Here is a 19,986-nt window from a genome sequence, read left to right on the forward strand (position 1 = left end):
CCAAAATCACCCAAGCCGGTACTAAGCTTATGAAACACATTATGAAAGTAACGAACTGGTTCAGTATTATTATCTGAAGTTTCAATGTGTAGTAAATAATTTTCTATGATGAAGGTATTGAACCGGGCAATTTCCAAGCGCAACTCCTTAATAAGGTCTTTCATATTTGCTTAAAACAGTCTGCTAATATAAGCAGGTTAACTTATATTAGAACCATGCTGAAGCATTTATACTATTTAGTGTATAATAATTTACTTACTTAATGAGTGAGACTCAAAAATAATATATATTAATAATAATAGAGGCAAGTAATTAATTATTCATAATCCTATGAATTTTATGATTTTGACAATAGCAGTATTAAAAATGAATATATAACTAAAGCAAATAGGAATAATAGTAGTGTTTTTTAATTTATTAAATAGCACTTACTAATAACTCATTATACTTTTCTAAAAGTGAAACATATTTTGTTTTATACATTTCATTTTCAACGTTAGCATATTCAGAATTAACATCTGGTATTTGTTTGAATGATTTGTTTTTTACAATTTTAAAATCTTCGCTGACAAATAATTCAGGAAACTCCTGTGAAAAATCGTGTCTTAAAACACATCCAATTTGGAATATAACTTCTTTTTTTAGATGTGTTTGATTAAACCAATTGTAAATAGATCTTCTGTTTACATGTATGCTTCTTGCCAAATCACTTATGCTATACCCATTTTTTCGAACTCTGTACTCTACAATTTGCCCATAATGTTTATCCATAATTCAATTTTTATTAAAAATTCATGATAGGGTTAATTTTAAATTACGTCATTAAAAATATGTAATTTTTCGCAATTAATGCATATGCAATTTATGATTTTTTTTTAATATACACACGTATAAATACGTAAAAATGCATGTATAAATACGTGAAATATAATAACTAAAGATTATAAGATTGTTAATTAATTAGGAGGGAGTGCTAAAATAATTGCTATTATTATTTTACGCTATTCTAATGAATATTTTCCATTATAGGATTTAACGCTTCTTTGGTAACTGGTTTAACCAGGTAAGATTTAACAAAAGGGTATTTACTACAGCGTTTTATATCTTTGGGATCTATAGACGAGCTTAATATATATACAGTAATTGGCTTAATTAGTTGTGGGTACAAAACTTCTAAATGATCTAAAAACTTCCAGCCATTTAACTTAGGCATATGTAAATCCATTAAAAGTATTTCAGGTAAAATACTTTTATCCTTTTTGTGCAATTTTAAAAAATCAAGTATAGTGTGCCCGTCAGTGCTATAAATAGTGTCATTCAATTGGTCATAATTCATCAGCATTCTTTTAATAATTAAATGCTGTATTTGATCATCATCAAGAACTATAAGCTTACACATAAATATTTGAGTTACTATAGGTCAAAGAAATCTATTACTCAAATTTATTGTTTATAAACACCATTTTACATTCAAAGCCATACCGTTATCAGCACATTTTTTTTCACACTCTTTTTTTACTTTCCGGCAATTTAAAATGATAGGCTTTACCATTTTTTAAGCTTAATACCAAGCTTATTTTTTTAATAATATGTCTGTCAATATTTATAGCTACACATATCCTTGCCACTTTATACACTATTTCTCAACATGTTATACACTTTTGGGTAAATCAGCTTTTTGCTACTTATTAACTTTATTTTTACTTAAAACATAAATATATTAACATTATGAAAAGTGCAAAAAATGAATCAGCGGGCTTAAATTTAGTCCCGTTTGTGAAGGGAGGATTTCAATTATTCTCCGTTAGGAAAGGAATTTGTATGTTAACCATTATGATAGCTACTACAGGCTGTGTTAAAAAGGATCTGAGTCAAGACAGGGACTATGGATATGGTAAATTAACAGTTGAATGTGAAAAAAAGTGCAGCGTATCATTTGGCACACCAGACAAAATGAATATTTATGATATTGATGCAAGCATGGCTGTTTACTATATCAGATATCAGGCTAAATATAATCTTGACATTAATGTTACTCCAATAGATGAAGACCAAAGGGTTATATTAAATGTATACAGCAGAGAAGAAAAACAAATATTTCATAACGAAGCCATAAGGGAAGCTAATGAGTTATGGTATTCAAAAATTATAATTCCGTAAAAGTTATAAATGTTAAATGTAAATTTCTACAAGTAAAATATAAAGAAAGTTGTCTCCTCAAAAGGGGCATTTTTTCTATTTTAAAAAAAAGCCTTATTCTTAAACTTAAGGCATGAGAAAGAATCCGAAAACAGGGATTTTAAGCTGGCTTACCAGATCAGTTAGCCATACCGCATACTATATATATTTTTGAAGGACTGATGCCATAACAGCACCCAGCGGGGGTGGTGCAGCAGGTGATTACACGGATAGAAGACATCCGACGTCAACTTTAACAATATCGTAAATATCGACCGGTTAATCCGGAACCGGCGTTTGTACATATCAAGCTTAACCTGGCCATAAGTTAACTGGGAGGGCCAACAAAACGGAAGCCAATATTAGTTGCTTTTTATTGCTCAAGTTCAAAAAGTGGCGGGCTTATTGTAAGCTATAATTGGTTTAACCAGCAAAAAATCTCAATAAACTACCCCTTACTAACTTTCTTCTTATTAGATAGCTCAAGCTCATTAAAAATAAAACCGCCCCATAGTAATTATGAGAGGGCTTCTTTTTATGAATAAATTTAATGTAGAATATAGGTGGGATGCTATTAGAATTTGATTCTGATATTGCTGCCTGGCAAAATAAGGGGGGGATATAATATTATATTTGAGAGTCGTTCTCCAGTTGTTTTAATAAAAGGTTGTTATATTTTTCTAATAGATCAATATATTTATCTTTCCAGTTTATGGCATTTATTTCCCCAACGATTGACAAATTTCCGGAACTATCCACAACACTGCTGCGTGTAAAATCTTCTTTAGTAAACAACTCTGGAAACTCAACAGAAAAATCATGATGAATAATGCAGCCAACGCTGTAAATAATTTCGGGTTTTAGGTACTTTTGGTTAAACCAATTATACACACATTTTCTATTGATTTGCGATAAACGTGCAAGTTCACTAATACTATATCCTTTTTTGCGGATAACCAGTTCAACTATTTGACCATAATGTTTGTCCATAATATTTTGCAATTAGTTATTTAGATCGGTGATAAATTTTAAACTCTATGTACGTACTTCATAAAAAATAATTAACAAATAGCTGATCGTCCACGGACTGAAAGTTCTTTCTGATCGATTTTTACCGTGAGTGCACAGTTTAAATTTTCAATTATCATTACAACTGATTTACCCTGGATCTTTTGTATTTCTCCATTATGATTTAAAAGAGGCCCGTTTTTAACGGTTACATATTCGCCTATTTTTATATTGTTTAATGGAACCGTTTCAATATCTGAGTAAGTATTTACTATAGTGCGTATGCGCTCAATCTCTATATTGTTTATAGTGGCGGGTTTGCCACAGTGTGATATGTAATTAATTACACCAGATGTTTGTGTTGCTTTTATCAATTCAAATTGATCGGCATGTACAAACAGGTAAGAGTTAAATAAAGGAACTTCTACTATTTTGTTCCGATCAACCCATTTACGATTTGTTTTAACAAGCGGGCAAAACGAAGTAATATTTTGATCTGTTAATAATTGATCCACTTTTTTTTCCCATCTCGAACGTGTATAAAGTACCATCCATTGCTTATTTAAAGTTTTTATCATAAAAATCAAATTAGTAGTATGTGAATCTTTTATTTATAGCTATTTAATTTATGGTGCAATTATGTTACTTAGAACATTAATTGACACATATTTCATCCAACTAAATTAAATTAAAAGAAAGGTCGTTTTGCCAGTTTAGAAAGGTTGTGTAACAACGTGTGTAAATCTGTGTAATTACATTAAGCCTGCAAAAGTGATTAGTTATAAGCTAATTAGCTTAAATTTGAAGTTATTATAGGTTGTTTTTAAAGCCTGGGTGTGTCTTATTTACACATTTTTTGTTGTGCACATTTACACACAATTTTCACACATTTTTACAATCGTTGTACAAGCGTATTAAAATCCTTATTTTTTGCTTATTATTTATTAAAATTGTGACTTGCCTTAGGCTTATAATTTAATTACTTACATGTAAGTGAGAATAGCGAAGCTGTATTAGAAGCATGCTTACATTCTCAATCATACCTACATTCTCAGTCAGATCCTCCCCCCACACTCTCAGCTAAAGCATTAAATCTTATTTTCAAACCCATTTCATTATAAATGTTATGAAAAATAAATGGTTATTGTTTTGCACGTTTATGTTAGCATGTTCCAATGCTTTTGGAGGCACCAATTTAAAATTTGGCATAATAGAGGGAATAGTGCAAGATACTTGCAGCCCCGTGAGTACTCTCCCTTGTGATGCAATTAAGGTTAATATGCCGTATATCTCGACATTTAATGCGCCAATGCCCGGCACATTAAATGATATTAACGGGCAGGGCACAGGTTTTACTACCGTTAATAATTATTCTGGGGTACGCTTATCTGCGGATGGTAGTGTTTCAAATCAGTTTGTACCAGGTTATGAACCCTCTAAAATTTTAATTACAGGTGGCCAACTACAAATTACATCCTCTAAAGGCATTGATTATTTAACGAATAATAATCAACTGAACACCTTAGGTGTCAAAATATCAACCGGAGGCAAATTTCAGATAGAAGTTAAAGTAATTAATCCCTATTATGGAACACAATCACAACAGGCTGGGATATGGTTTGGATTTAATGACAAAACCTATATAAAATTAGGTATAACTGGTAATAAAGTTGAATTAAGAAAAGAGCTTAATGATCTGTCAAGCACCGTTGCGGGCACAGCTAATCCTGATCAGCGTGTAACCCCTGTTATTAACAATTTACAAACACAAACTGTATGGCTTAGATTAATTATAGACTCGGCTTCTAAAACAGCTGAAGGTTTTTATTCAACCAATGGCACAAACTATAACAGTACAGGCGCCACATATGCAACTTCCAGCGTGAATATAACAAGCATGGGAATTACTGACAGTACAGCTTATGCGGGTGTATTTGCTACTTACCGGAATGGCCCCACTCCAATAAATTATAAATTCGATGATTTTAAAGTTTCAAATATAAGTCAGACAAGTCAGTATGCTCTTTCTTTTTCAGTAGATAAGCTCGACTTTACTGCACTTCAGGGTTCGCCAGTGTTATCACAAACAGTAGTTGTACGGGGTGATCCTGTAAGGCCGCCATATACTTTATCCAAATCATCTGCCAGTTGGCTACAACTACCTTCCGGCCAAACTGATAGCCTTAAATTTGGCCCGCAAAACATTAATACAAACCTGGCTGCCGGTAATTATCAGGCTTTAGTTACATGTAAATCTCCCGGGTATACAGATGCAACGCTTCTTATAAATCTAAACATTGTAGACAGTATCCCGGACAGAGCGGTAAGAATAAATTTCCAGGACAAGGCCACAGTTCCGCCGGTCGCTTATGTAAGAGACTATGGACAGGCCTATGGCCCACGTACAGGGCTTTATCAGGCATCTGAACTAACCTACGGTTGGAAAAGGAAATCAGATAACAGCTTATTGAGTTTGACAGCAAACGGGCGAAATAGAAATACGCCAGAGGATATTTTGTTTGCAACCCTAATGCACATGCAGGCTAATAATATAAGCGGCTCATTTACGGGTACAAAAATTGAAGGGTATTGGGAGTTAAGTGTACCAAATGGGGTATATGATGCAACAGTAGCAGTAGGCGATGGTTTAGTAAACTCATCTCCCGAAAGGCACACCATTAATATTGAAGGTGTAAATGCAATTTCAAATTTCATACCCGTAGGTAACGTAGGTACAAATACCCGTTTTAAGTCGGCAACAATAAGAGTAACCGTTGCCGATGAGCGTTTAACTATTGATGCAACAGGAGGGCAAAACACAAAAATAAATTATGCGGCTGTTGTGCCTGTTTCTACAGCTCCTTATTTGTATTGGAGTACAAGCACGCAAAACATTATAATCAAAAAAGGATCAACACAGGTAAATACCTTTTTAGTAAAACTCGGGAATTCAAAAAATTTAACATCTTCTTATAGTTTAAAAGCCAGCTACGCAGCCGGAGCTACCGGATGGTTAAGTTTTAATTCAACATATTCCGGAATACAACCGCAAATAACTGTCAATTATTCTGGTGCTAAAAATTTGGCGGTAGGTATATATAAGGCTACAATAACGGCAACTTCATCACAATATACAAGTGCAAAATTAGCCGTTCAAATAAATGTTGTTGATAGTTTAAGGCCGTATGTTATATCATCAACACCTTTGAATGGTGCTAAAAAAGTATCCATAAACACTGTAAGTATAGCAGCAAACAACTTACATGTACCGGTGGTAAGTGGCACAACCGGAGGGGTTGATAACAGTACTATTACCAGTACAACAGTAAAGTTGATGAAATTAATTGATACAACTTATACTCAGGTAAGTGGTGTTGTACAGGGAACCGGTGGTGGTGATGCTATAAGTTTTTCACCTTCCAGCAATCTGGCACCTGCAACAATTTACAAATTTATGGTTACCGCTGGTGTTAAATCTTATTCGGGCGCGGCGTTTTCACCCTATGAAGCAACATTTACTACTGATGAAGCGAAAATAGATACCAGCGGCTTTCTCAATGCTCAGTTTGCAAAAGTTCCTATCCCTGGTACTCAAAACATAAAGTATAGTACCCTAAAAATTGGCCCTGATGATAAATTATATGCGTTGCGGCTGGATGGCATTATTGAAAGATTTAATATTAACCATGCTGATGGCACATTATCAAATAAATTCACCATAAATACATTATTTAATAAGTATGGTGCACGGTCTGCAATAGGATTAGTTTTTGATCCTCAATCAACAGCTTCAAATTTAATTGTTTGGGTATCCCATTGTTCTGGTGGCCTTACCACTGCGCCGGAGTTTGATGGGAATATATCCCGCTTAAACGGAAATAATTTGCAAATGGAGCAATTAATGGTTACTAAGCTCCCTCGTTCAACAAGAGACCATTTGGTAAATAGCCTTGCATTTGGGCCGGATAACGCACTTTATATTTGCCAGGGGAGTAACAGTTCCGCAGGTTCTTATGATAATGACTGGCAACGAAGCGAAAGCTTGCTTTCCGGAACAGTTTTGCGGTTGGATGTTCAAAAGTTGAATGCGTTTACATTGCCTTTAAATGTTAAAACTACTACCAGTCAAAGCATTATAAATAATGCACCTTCAAATTCAGCCACAATGAGCGATGGTACTTACAACCCATATGCCAGTACTTCGCCAATAACAATTTATGCATCGGGCGTACGCAATGCATATGATTTAGTTTGGCATTCAAACGGGCAGCTTTATTTACCAACCAACGGTTCAGGCGGTGGCGGTAATTCCCCGGCTTCAGTGGCTGGCACACGCAAGGTAAACGGTACTTTTTACAACGGACCTGTTATACCTGCAACTACAGGTGTAAAGGTTCAGGTAGATTGGTTGTTTAGGGTAAACCCATCAAAACCCGTTGGTTTTTATGGACACCCAAATCCGCTAAGGGGAGAATATGTTATAAACAGAGGATTTCAGGATAATCCATTGTACGCTCCTAATATTGTACCGGATAATAACTTTCGCCCGGGTTATGATTTTGGCCTCAATCACTCACCAAATGGTGCGCTTGAGTATAAAAGCAACACATTTAATGGGGTATTAAAAGGCAAGTTATTAGTATGTCGTTTTAGTGGAGGCGGAGACATTGTTGTTATGGAACCAGGATCAATGGTGAAAAGAACTGATATTGGTTCAGATGATCATATATATGATATTGTAAAGGTTGTTTCAGGCTCGTCCAACAGCGGGCTTATTGGCATGTCGGGTTTTATTAACCCGTTAGATATAGTTGAAGATGAGACTAACGGTAATTTATATGTTATTGAATTTAACTGGAATGATATACCTTCTGCAAGCTCACAAATTACACTCTTGCGTGTCCAGTCACAACCAAGTCCTCCGCTTGCTATGTTAGCGGTAAGCGCCACTGCCGAACCAGCTAATGATTCACGAAAGAAAAAATATATTATTACCCTGGCTAATAGAGGCGACGGCGTTTTAAGAGTTAAAGATATTAGCCTTACAGGTGAGGATGCCACCGGATTTAAAATAGCCGATATTAAATTACCCACAACTAAATCACCTTTAATATTAAAAAGGAACAGTGCCATCTCCTTTAAAGTTAACGCTGCACAATCAAATGCAAAATCAATAAGTACAAAATTGATAGTAACCAGTATGGATGATGTAACCGGAGAAGCGGATTTAAGTAACAAGCCGGAAATAGAATCAATTGAAAGTAAAGCCGATAACGAAATAATTACTGCAAAAAATTTATCTAAAGAGCAACGGAAGCTAATAGTATATCCGAACCCTAATGCAAGTACGGGAACACCTTTAAATATACAATTGAAAAACTTTAACAAGCATGAAAATACAATTTTAACTGTTTATGATATGCGCGGCAACACACTTAAAACCATGCAAGCGCCCATCAGTGATGACGGCGAATTTAATACCCAAATATTAATGAGCGACCCGGGCATGAACACTTTTTATGTAGTGCGTGCCACTTACTTATCAGGCTCGATAAGTTCAAAAATTATACTTATCAGATAAGATCCCTTTTTCCTGTTTATTCATATCCATTTTTTCTTGTTTATTCATATCCATTTAACCTTTCATATTTAATCATGAACATTTTTAAGCTATTCAGAAACATTCTTTTATTATGTGCCCTGTTGTTCGGAACTTTATTTCTACTGTTTTTTGAGTATAAAAAAGATTTGGCTAAAGCTTCAATTAAGCAGCAAAACACACAGTTGGCTTCCGAAATATTTAGCCTTGTATCAACTCCTGCAGTTGAAACAATAAAAATTAATTTTCAGGATGAAAAGACATTTCCGCCTCCCGGTTGGCTTAAAGATGCCGGTGAGCCGTTTTCAAACCATCCTGGTATTTATGAAGGCTCACAATTAGTATACGGATGGAAAAACACGGCAGATAGTATGCCTGTTTCTTTAGGTGGTAATGGAAGGGCAAGAGACGAGCCTGAAGATGTGTTGCTTTCAACATTTATTCATATGCAGGCAGATGATATTAACCGTTTGCGGTACGGTACATTTAATGGTACCAGAGTAAATGGATATTGGGAGTTAAAGGTTTTAAATGGGGAGTATAAGGTTACTGTTGCAACAGGAGATGGTGCAATTGGAAAAGCAAAAGAAATTGATTGTATTAATGTTGAGGGCGTAAAGGCAATATCAAATTTTGTTCCGTTTGGGAAACTAAGAAGTCCGGGGAGGTTTAAAACAGCTACAGTTACCGTAACTGTAAGTGATGGTTACCTTACAATTGATGCAGAAGGGGGTACCAATACAAAAATTTGTTATGTTGAAGTTGAGCCAGTTACAATAGCACCCTATCTGTACTTATTACCTGCTGCTCAAAATTTGCTGATAAATAAGGACCTGAATGAAAATAAATCAGTTGCAGTTAAGCTTGGTAACTCATTAAAGCAAGATATTAGTTATCATTTAACTGCAAATTATAGTGCAGGAGCCACAAACTGGTTAAAGTTTCCTGCTAATACTTTAAATGGAGATAAAGAATTATTGTTTGATTATTCAGCAGCGGGTAAATTACCTGTTGGTACATATCGGGTTAAATTACAAGCATCAGCTCCGGGCTTTAGCACTTCCAGTGTAACTATTCAGGTAAACGTGGTGGTAAATAGCAGGCCCTATGTTATTGCTTCTATTCCTGAAAACGGATCATGCATGGTTAATAACACTACAATTGCTGCAAACAATCTTTACTTACCGGCAATTAACGGTTTTACGGGCGGAATAAACAATGTTACCATTAACAATAAAACCGTTAAGTTATTAAAAATGAGTAATGGGAATGCCGAAATGGTACCGGGAAATGTGCAGGGTACCGGTGGGGGAGACGCGATAAGTTTTTCGCCACTACACCCGCTAGAACCTAACGCCTATTACAAATTTATAATTACCTCTGGTGTTAAATCTTACAGTGGAAAATCCTTAATACCATATGAGTCTTCTTTTTCAACAGCGACAGCTCCGGTTGATTCCAGTAATATTTTAAAAGCAGAATTTACAAAAGTATCAGTTCCGGGTACACAGAATAAAAAATATACCGCTCTAACTTTTGGGCCCGATGGCAAATTTTATGCTCTTAAAATTGATGGTGGTATTGAAAGATATAAAGTAGACCATACTACAGGAATGTTGAGTGGTCTTGAGCAAATCAACACTATGATAAAAAAGCATGGTAAAACAACTGCAATAGGATTAACTTTTGATATTCACTCAACAGCAAAAAATTTAATAGCATGGGTATCTTATTCGTCATCATCAGGGCTAACTGCAGCACCTATGTTTGATGGCAATATATCCAGAATTAACGGGCCTAAGCTTGAAAATGAGCAGCAAGTAATAGTTAATTTACCCAGGTCAACCAGAGATCATATGGTTAATAGCATGGCCTTTGGGCCAGACAGTGCCTTATATATATCAATTGGAAGCAATAGTTCGGCCGGTAATTATGATAAGGGCTGGCAAAGAAATGAAACGCTATTGGCTGGTTCTGTATTACGTTTAGATATAAAAAAGCTTAACAAAATAAAATGGCCGCTCGATGTAAAAACTACGGCCAATCAAAATTTAATAAACCATGCATCAAATGTAACTGCAAAAATGGCTGATGGAACTTACAACCCATACAGCATAAGCTCACCACTTACTATATATGCCTCAGGCATCAGAAATGCGTATGACATGGTTTGGCACAGCAATGGCCAATTATACATTCCTGCTAATGGCTCGGGTGGAGGAGGCAACTCACCCGCTTCGGTTAAAGGCACTAAAAGGCCCAATGGAACTTACTATAATGGCCCTGCCATTGCCGCAACACAAAATGTACCTGTTCAGCATGATTGGCTGTTTCGTGTTAACCCCGATAAGCCAGTTGGATATTTTGGCCACCCCAATCCATTAAGAGGGGAGTATGTTATTAACAGAGGATTTGCAGATAATCCTGTTTTTGCGCCAAACGTTAAGCCGGATGTAAATTATAGGGGCGCTGCGTATGATTTTGGGTTCAACAAATCTCCTAATGGTATTATAGAATATAAAAGTGATGCATTTAATGGCGCATTAAAAGGTAAGCTGCTTATTTGCCGGTTTAGTGGCGGGGGAGACATTATAGTATTAGAGCCAGGTTCTAAAGATAAACATCGCTTATTAAACAATGCAGATACTATTTATAATATAAAGCATGTAGCCAGCGGCATTGGTAACAATGGTTTGGTAGGTATGGCAGGGTTTGCTAATCCGCTTGATATTGTTGAGGATGTTAAAAATGGCAACCTATATATCAGTGAATTCAATTGGAATGAAAACCCGAATTTAATTTCTCAGATAACACTTTTAAAAGTAAAACAACCAACCGTTAAGCAGTCAATTGCCAGAATAGTGTATTCAAATAAACACTAAATACATATTTCAAGCTGGGGTTACCATCAATAGAATTATTGTGAGCTGTTCTGTTGGTGGCCTTTTTGTGTCCTTTTCATTTATAAAGTATAAAGTTTACACTACCTATTAAAAACGATATAACAATGAAAACTAACTATTTACTTAAAAAAGCTTTATATAAGCAAATATTGCATATTATTATAATATGTAGCTTTTGCTATGGTAAGGCTTATGGTATTACCAACAATAAGTGGGGGGTAATTTATGCTAACAATTTAAGCATGGCAGATACCTGTGCCCCGGTAAGTACACTCTCTTGTGCTGCCATAAAGGTTAGCCTGCCATTCAATTTAAATTATAATGCTGGTATAGCCGGCACTATTTTAGATAAAAATGGACTTGGAACAGGTTTTACTACTGTTAACACTTATTCAGGTGCCAGATTATCTGCTGATGGCCAACCCACAATCAGTGAGGTACCGGGATATGTTCCTTCTAAAATTACCGTAACTGGTGGGCAACTGCAATTAGTTACTAATAAAGGAATTGATTTTCTAACTAACAACAATCAGCTTAATATTTTAGGTGTACAAATAAACCCTGTAACCAAACTGCAATTAGAGGTGAAGGTAATCAACCCGTTTAACGGCACCCAATCTCAGCAAGCTGGTTTGTGGTATGGATTGAATGACAAAACATTTATTAAATTAACTATTATAGGCAATAAGATAGAGTTAAGAAAAGAAATAAATGATGTATCATCAACAACACCCGGAACAAGCAACCCCGACCAACGTGCTACTGCCGTAATAAGTGGTTTAAATAATCAAACTGTGCGCTTACGTATGATCATTGATTCGTCAACAAACAGTGTGGAGGGGTTTTATTCTATAGATGGGGTAAATTATATAAATGTAGGATCAGGTTATAACCCAGCCGGTATTAATATAGCAGGTATGGGACTAGCTACTGCCAGTACTGCTTATGCAGGAATATATGTAACCCATCGAAACGCTACTACCGCTGTTACCTATAATTTTGATGATTTTTCAGCAACTTCTATAGTAGTTCCGGTATCGCAAAACGTTAATATCAACTTTCAGCCAGGCACTGCAGCCGTTCCGGCAGGTTATATAGCAGATACCGGCCTGCCATATGATGCAACCCGTAAATACGGCTGGGTAGATCCGGTAACAAAGCAACCGGTGAATTTACAGGCAAATATGAGATTACGCTCAGGAACCGGCGACCCTAAACAACTTTCATTGGTACAAATGCAGGCTAATACAAGCGGCCAGGTGCCAGGCACCTGGGAGTATGCTGTGGCAAACGGCCAATATGTAGTTACAGTTAGTGCTGGCGATGTTGGGTATTATGATAGTAATAATCAAATAAACGTTGAAGGTTTACCTACCATTGCCGATTTTAGTCATACAGCAACCACAAAGTATCGTACAGCTACTGCAAAAGTATCTGTAACAGATGGTAAATTAACAATTGACGCAACGGGCGGAGCAAATACTAAAATGAACTATTTAACATTTAGTCCTGCTGCTACCGTAACAGATGTAATAAACCCAACCGCAAGCGCCCGCTTTGCAGGTGTACTAAAATCTACCAATGCATATGATGGTGAAGTGCAGGTTTTTTTAACTGCTGCTGATACAGGAGGTTCCGGGTTGGCTCTGTTTCAATATTCCCTAAATGATGGCGCTTATATAGATTATAAAGCACCATTTGTTATAAGTACAGCTGGTAACTATGCCCTAAAAGTAAAAGCGGTTGATGGTAATAATAATGAAACCATTACAAGTACATATAATTTTAGTGTAGTTGCACAGGCAACAACAGGTGTTTATATGGTTTTAAAAAACCTTGATAATTTTCCATCAGATAACAGGTTACTATTTTCGTTGATTCAAACCCCATGGAGAAGGGTAAGCCCTGATACAACCCCTTACAATGCTAACCATGATAGGGTAAAACTAAGGGTTAACAGCAAGGGCACCGGGAAACTTACCATCAGCAATATTAAACTTTCTAACCCAAGTGCATGGAAAATTGTATCCATCGGTTTAGATACTTTATCTCAAGTGCCTGTATCTGTTTTATCAAAAGCATTTACTGATATAACTATTCAATTTATAGCTAAAGATGCTGCAAGCAGGCTTAAAGTATTTACAGATACCCTTACTATAACCAGTAACGACAATAGTTTTCCAATTAAAAAAGTACTATTAAGCGGCATTTGGCAAAAAGAAGGAGAGGGTGTTAATGAGCCGTATGCACAGCAAATTATAAACGCATTTGGTTTTACAAGTATTGTTGGTTATGCACATGATGATAATGGCATAGAAGGAAAAACAAGAGTGCCCAATTCAAGCGAAGTAAACGCAAATTATTTTGTAAGGGTTGATAATACCAAGCCGGTAACAGTGTATCAGGTAGCTGCTTATCATGGGTGTTGCTTGTCGGTCGAATCAATAAGGTATTTTGATAAAGGTTCTAGCTCAAATAGAAATGTGTTTACCCATAATAATCTCGATGGACAATCTGTATTGCCCAGGCTTATAGGTTCAAGCACTGTTCTTGCGCAGGGTAGTTTTACGCCTACAGGAAAATTTGGCTTAAGGGTTGGATCATCATCAACAGATAGAAACCAAAATGTTGATAGCCTTATCGGGATAAGAATTTTAAAAGCTTTTGATGGACAGGGAAATATTATACCTAATGCATACTTTTTAGATTGTGATTACCTGGGTACCCCATTTACAAACTATGATTATCAGGATAATATATATTATGTGGAAAACATGCGGCCCGACTCTGGCACAGTTAACTATTCTGAATTGGCGGTATCACCTGTAACGGCAGTCAATTTTGCACCAACCCAAACCGGGGTAACTACCACTGTCCCATTAACGTTTACAAACACGGGGAAAACCTATCCAAACGGCACAAGCGACCCGGCAATTACTTTGAGTAGTATGCAAATTGTTGGTCCGGATGCTGCAGAATTTGCAGCGGGGGCTTTCCCGGCCGGCACTCTTAACATCCAAACTTCAAAGCTTTTAAATATTAAGTTTGTGCCAACAAGTGTTGGTATTAAAAATGCTGCATTATTAATTAACTATAATAGTGCGGCATCACCGATGCGTATTCCTCTATATGGAATTGCTAATTCTGCTACTTCTACTGTAAATGCCATAAAGCGCATAAAAAGTGGTTCAAACTCAAGTGTTACTATTGGGAATATTCCATATGAATCTGATGTCTCATACCGTAAAGGCTCTATTAAGCTGGATGGACAGGCAATAGCGGGCCCAATTAGGAGTACTGACGTTGATTCTTTATATCAGACTTATTTATCTGCAACTGCAGATGGTGCTGAAACAAGATATGAGATTCCGGTTTCGAATGGTAATTACCAGGTGCGAATGCATTTTGTTGAAAATTATTTTACGGGCCCGGGGCTGCGGGTATTTAATACCACTATAGAAAATCAGCTGGTATCATCCAATTTTGATATTTTCAGTGAAGTAGGTTATCGTACGGCACTTGTTAAAGACTTTAACGCCACGGTTACAGATGGCGTATTAACTATAAAATTTAATCCAACTATTAACAGATTAGCATTGGCAGCAATGGAACTGTTTCAAATTACAAATAACAGCAGCTTATTGGCAAGTACTGTAAATACATTAATAACACCTCCGGAGGTTTCTTCAGAAAAGAAAATAATGGTTTATCCAAATCCAAATAACGGAAGCCTGTTCAATTTGAATTTAAATAATTTTGCGGCATCAGAAAAGGTCTTGGTATCTGTAACAAATACCTGGGGGAAACTAATGCAAAGCCAATCTGTTATTACTGATTTATCGGGTAATGCGAGTGTTACATTTCCTTTAAATACGGTACTAAGCAGAGGCGTTTATATTATAAATGCACGTGCCACCTCCGGCAAATTGTATACTAAACTTGTTGTTGAATAGCTCTTTTTTCCCGTCTAAATAATTCTTTATTCCTCACTTTCTCACATTAGTGCACACAATTTTACATAAATGTATCAATGTCTGGATTTGAATAAATCTCATTGATATTTTTGTAATATTTGTTATGTGTTAATGAAAATGTTATTGACTAATTCGCTCAATAACAAATATTATCACAATATAAATTAAATATTAAATTCTCGCTTTGTGAGCGAAGTGGCGAAGCTTTTTGCCAATACCTGCCCAAAACAGTATTAAAAGTGACTTGACCACAATACTGGTACAGGTTTATCTGATTTTTTCTGTTTGCATTTTCAATCGTTTATCTAACATCAAATATTTATTTACTTAATATTCCGATCATTCATGAAAAAGCTATTTTTAACAACACATTGTTTATTTGCATTAACATTACTTCTTTTATGTTCTTGTGCAGACACAAAAAAACTCAGGTATTTTCAGGATCTATCTCAGTCTAATTCACCATCAGATATATCCATTGCTAAATACACAGAGCCAGTTATCCAACCGGATGATATTTTATCAATAAACGTAAACACGCTCGATCCCGAAGCTACTAACAGCATCAATTCACGAAATGGAGGGTTTTCAACCATTGGTGTGAATTATGGATCGGGTACTGTAACACCTATATCGGGATATTTAGTTGACAGGCAGGGATTTGTTGATATCCCCATTATTGGAAAAATGAAATTAGCCGGTTTAACAACTCTCGAAGCCAGGAGTTTGGTTGAAAAAAAGGCTGCTTTAACATTAAAAAGCCCGGTGGTAGATATAAGGTTTACCAATTTTAAAATAACCGTAATAGGCGAAGTAAATCGCCCGGCTTCTTATGTTATGCCGAATGAACAAGTTACTTTATTAGATGCAATTGGTTATGCAGGCGATTTAACCATCTATGGAAAACGCGAAAATATATTATTGATCCGTAAAGACGCAAGTGGAAGAAACGTATCCATAAAAATGGATATGACAAGAAAAGACATTCTTAACTCTCCCTACTTTTACTTAAGGCAAAACGATGTTATTTATGTAGAGCCTAACAAAACCAAAGTTCTGAATAACGATAATAACGTTATTAAATATATTTCAGCCGGAGCAACAATATTTACTGCAATAATCTTAGGCATAAGATACCTATAAGAAACTTTGGGCTATAATCTGGCCCACCATTTTATCCATCTTCAAGTTAAATTAAACTTATATGAAAACTAATCCAGTAAAGGAAAGCAATAATGGTCTCAGGTATTTTCTTTTGCAAACTAAAACTAATTGGTACCTTTTTGTAATTAGCCTTGTTTTGTTTTTAGGGTTAGCGTATGCCTACAATACGTTTGCTACAAAGCAATATCTTATATACAGTACAATGCTTTTACAACAGCATCCAAATACGCCCGAAGCATCTTCTCAGTTTTCAAACGGTGGGGTGTCTTCGGTACTGAACGTTGCTGACAATATTAAAAATGAGGGAGATATACTACGTTCGCGTAATTTGATGAAAGAAGTTGTGCAAAGCATGCATTTAAATTTGCAATACTTTACAAATAGCGGCTTGTTAGCTAAAGAGATCTATCATGAAGCACCGTTTTATGTTCAACTGGTTAAGTCAAAGGTCGACTCTTTAAAATGGAGAGATTATAAAATAAACATTGTTAATGACACAACTGTAAAAATAACCAGCGAAGATGAGGGCGTAGATCGTACCGTTAGTTTTGGCAAATCCATAAATCTGCCGCAGTATGAAATAAAAATTATAAGGCGCAATGGAATTAGCTTTACAAGCTCTGAATATTCAGTTCGTATATTTTCTGAAGATGATGCCATAAACATTCTGTTAGCCGGTTATGATGCGTCGTTTACTGATAAAGCCACAACGAATGTTATGTTCACCCTGTATTACCCACATCCCAAAAAAGGAGAGGATATTTTACAAAGTATAATGAATCGCTATTTGATGGATAATATTGCTGACAAACGAAAAAATATTGACAGCACAATTGATTTTATTAACAAAAGAATAGCTGTTGTTGCAACCGAGCTAAATGAAATTGAAAAAAATTATCAGGACTTCAGAAGCAGTAACGATATAACCGATATTAATGAACAATCAAAAGTACTGGTTGGTAATGCAAGTGAATATGCTAATCGTTATCAGCAGCAGCAAATACAACTTTCTATCATAAATGATTTAAAGAACCGGTTAAATGATTCGTCAAATAAAGACGTAATTCCCAGCTCTATAAATATTCAAAATACATCTTTTGCGGCAGGGCTTGCTCAGTACAATAATTTGCTTAATGAAAAGGAAAAGAGGAAGTTATCATATACTGAAGATAACCCTGTAGTACAAAACCTTAACCAGCAAATACAAGTTGTCAGACATAACTTACTGCAAAGTATTGATAGCTACAAAAAAGAAATGGAATTAAGTAGCGCAGGCTTAAGTAGTCAGAATAATGCTATTAGCGGATCAATTAAAAAGGTGCCGGGTAAACAGCGGGCAATGATTGATTATGCGAGGCAGCAAGAATTAAAACAGCAATTGTATGTGTATTTATTACAAAAACGCGAGGAAACTGCAATGGCAAAAGCTGCAGACATGCCATATTCCCGAATTATTGATAATGCAAAAAGTACTAAAGATCCTGTAAAGCCCATAAAGCAGATTATTTATGTTATGTCTTTCTTTTTAGGCTTGATAGTGCCATTTGGTTACGTTAATTCAAAACATTTGTTTGGATCAAAAATTAGTTCAGAAGCCGATATTGAAAAACAAACTGACGTTACCATTATAGGTAAAATTGGACATAACTCTTTATCAGAAAAATACCTGGTAGATATTACTTCGCGCTCACCCGTAACCGAAAGTTTCAGGACCCTGAGAACTAAGCTCAGGAACATACTGGATCCCGATCAATCAAATGTTATTATGATTACCTCAAGCGTTAAAGGTGAGGGAAAAACATTTATGACATGCAACCTGGCCAGCACCCTGGCAATGTCAGGTAAAAGGGTTGTTATGATTGAGATGGATCTTAGGAAACCAAAATTATCCGGGTTGCTGGACATTGATTATGCTGATAGGGGATTCTCAAATTATGTTTTAGACGGGCTTGATATTAACAGCATTATTAAACCAACCGCTTTTAGTCATAATTGCTTTATAATTTCTTCAGGCCCGGTTGTTGCCAATGCAAGTGAACTATTGCTTACTGATAAGCTTGGTGAATTAATTGCTGATCTGAGGAAAAGATTTGATTATGTATTAATTGACAGTTCGCCTGTAGGGTTGGTGTCTGATGCTTTAGTGATACAAAAATATGTAGATATGACTATTTACGTTTGCAGGCATAATTATACTGACAAAGCACAAATTGATATAATTAATAATATTCAAATAAATGACAAAGTAGATAACCTATACCTTGTTATAAATGATGTAGATTTTTCTAAGACCGGCTACACCGGCTACGGGTATGGGATGGGTTACGGTAATTAAATTATTCTATCCATAAATCTGTTTTAAGTCATCAACTCATACATCCTCTTTTGCAATGATTAATAGTTATTCTGTTTATCCGGCAGTTGAACAAACAACAGGTCCGTTTATAAAAAGATACGTCAATATTTTGATGCTATTCTTTCCATTAACAGCATTTTTACTTATACCTGTAATTCCGGGTACCACCATTATTACTGTAATGGCCGGTTTAATGTTCTTTTTAATTCCTTTATCAACTTTTAAAGAAGAAAAAGGAATGTTTATGCTAGAATTAGGATACTTTTTTGCGGTTGTGCTTACCTTAAGTTTTTGCTCTCAGTTTATAAACTTAGTAAGCCATTTAAAGTTATCAAGCAATCTTATTTTAATTAACAGAAACGATTTTACCAAAACGTTTTATAGAACCTCGCACCTTACCCAGTCTTTATCGTTGATTGTAGGGTTCATAATTTATGCATATGTAAAATACTTTTCAACCGAACGTATTATTACATATATATACTGGGGTATACGTCTACTTTGTTTTTATGGATTGTATGAATTTGTATTTTACTTATTAACCGGCCAAAGTGGCGATTTTGTAGTAAACCGCACATTTGGAGACGGTGAAAAGTCGGCTTCGTTATTCCAAACTGTAAATTTGGGAGGGTTAAGTTTATTACGATTTAAAGGCTATACTGGCGAACCATCGATGTTTGTTTTTACGGTTTTTCCTTTTTGGGTATTAAGCTTCGCACTAAAAAGAAAATTTGATACATATCTGATATTGGGATGTCTTTTGTTATCATTTTCAACAACCGCTTACATGTGTATAATTATGTT

General features: G+C 35.5%; 10 protein-coding genes. 6 read left to right on the forward strand and 4 right to left on the reverse strand.

Translation table 11 applies throughout. The features are described from left to right. Positions 1-417 precede the first annotated feature (417 nt). A complete protein-coding gene (locus WC743_RS17515) occupies positions 418-771 on the reverse strand; it encodes a hypothetical protein (RefSeq protein ID WP_373013969.1) in 354 nt (117 codons plus the stop codon). A 235-nt stretch (positions 772-1,006) separates the two neighbouring features. Further along, on the reverse strand, positions 1,007-1,399 hold the full coding sequence (locus WC743_RS17520) for a response regulator (RefSeq protein ID WP_373013970.1): 393 nt from the start codon (positions 1,397-1,399) through the stop codon (positions 1,007-1,009). A gap of 329 nt (positions 1,400-1,728) precedes the next feature. Between WC743_RS17520 and WC743_RS17525 the strand changes: the two genes are divergently transcribed. Beyond that, positions 1,729-2,160: a hypothetical protein gene (locus tag WC743_RS17525; protein ID WP_373013972.1), complete on the forward strand. Its 432-nt coding sequence runs from the start codon at positions 1,729-1,731 to the stop codon at positions 2,158-2,160. A 645-nt stretch (positions 2,161-2,805) separates the two neighbouring features. Here the strand turns inward: WC743_RS17525 and WC743_RS17530 are convergent. Together WC743_RS17530 and WC743_RS17535 are read right to left on the reverse strand one after the other, a co-directional pair. Next, positions 2,806-3,168, reverse strand: a complete 363-nt coding sequence (locus WC743_RS17530) for a helix-turn-helix domain-containing protein (RefSeq protein ID WP_373013973.1) — start codon at positions 3,166-3,168, stop codon at positions 2,806-2,808. A 71-nt stretch (positions 3,169-3,239) separates the two neighbouring features. Beyond that, the gene (locus WC743_RS17535) at positions 3,240-3,764 is read right to left on the reverse strand and encodes a UpxY family transcription antiterminator (RefSeq protein WP_373013975.1); all 525 of its coding nucleotides are present in this window, start codon (positions 3,762-3,764) and stop codon (positions 3,240-3,242) included. A 701-nt stretch (positions 3,765-4,465) separates the two neighbouring features. Between WC743_RS17535 and WC743_RS17540 the strand changes: the two genes are divergently transcribed. The 5 genes from WC743_RS17540 to WC743_RS17560 all read left to right on the forward strand — a co-directional run bounded on the left by WC743_RS17540 (position 4,466) and on the right by WC743_RS17560 (position 19,161). After that, entirely contained in the window at positions 4,466-8,767 is a 4,302-nt protein-coding gene (locus WC743_RS17540; RefSeq protein WP_373013977.1) for an Ig-like domain-containing protein, read from the forward strand. 74 nt (positions 8,768-8,841) lie between these two features. Next, positions 8,842-11,667, forward strand: a complete 2,826-nt coding sequence (locus tag WC743_RS17545) for an Ig-like domain-containing protein (protein ID WP_373013979.1) — start codon at positions 8,842-8,844, stop codon at positions 11,665-11,667. A gap of 125 nt (positions 11,668-11,792) precedes the next feature. After that, on the forward strand, positions 11,793-15,641 hold the full coding sequence (locus WC743_RS17550) for a malectin domain-containing carbohydrate-binding protein (RefSeq protein ID WP_373013981.1): 3,849 nt from the start codon (positions 11,793-11,795) through the stop codon (positions 15,639-15,641). A 366-nt stretch (positions 15,642-16,007) separates the two neighbouring features. Next, the gene (locus tag WC743_RS17555; RefSeq protein WP_373013982.1) at positions 16,008-16,805 is read left to right on the forward strand and encodes a polysaccharide biosynthesis/export family protein; all 798 of its coding nucleotides are present in this window, start codon (positions 16,008-16,010) and stop codon (positions 16,803-16,805) included. 61 nt (positions 16,806-16,866) lie between these two features. Then, a complete protein-coding gene (locus WC743_RS17560) occupies positions 16,867-19,161 on the forward strand; it encodes a GumC family protein (RefSeq protein WP_373013983.1) in 2,295 nt (764 codons plus the stop codon). Positions 19,162-19,986 lie beyond the last annotated feature (825 nt).

This window comes from Mucilaginibacter sp. (assembly GCF_041660805.1).
Classification (GTDB): Bacteria; Bacteroidota; Bacteroidia; order Sphingobacteriales; family Sphingobacteriaceae; genus Mucilaginibacter.